The sequence below is a fragment of the Paenibacillus sp. 598K genome (assembly GCF_003851045.1).
In the GTDB taxonomy this organism is placed as follows: domain Bacteria; phylum Bacillota; class Bacilli; order Paenibacillales; family Paenibacillaceae; genus Paenibacillus_D.
In genome coordinates, this window is the sequence record NZ_BFBX01000187.1 from 1 (window position 1) to 291 (window position 291).

General features: G+C 73.9%; 1 pseudogene. It reads right to left on the minus strand.

Going from position 1 to position 291, the window contains the following annotated elements:
• Positions 1 to 95: 95 nt before the first annotated feature.
• A pseudogene (locus PA598K_RS34195) lies at positions 96 to 291 on the minus strand (MFS transporter); the annotation flags it as partial.

Sequence of the window (291 nt, forward strand, 5' to 3'; positions counted from 1 at the left end):
GGCCGCAGCACGCCCTCACCTGGCCCCGACCCCCCCCGTCCTTGATGGGCGCAGGCCAGCGGCAGCTCGCCGAGCGGCGACGCTCGCTCAAGCTGTCAGCGCTGCGCTGTCGCAGCAGCAGCCTGACGTCTGCGGGCCGACACGAGCAGCCCGATGATCAGGGCGAGCATGACCGCCGCGAGGCCGACATACAGGGTGAGCGTCGCGGGCGCGCCCGAGCGGTCCATCAGCGAGCCGGACAGCCTCGGGAACAGCGCGCCCCCCAGACCGCCGAACGCGACGAGCAGGCTC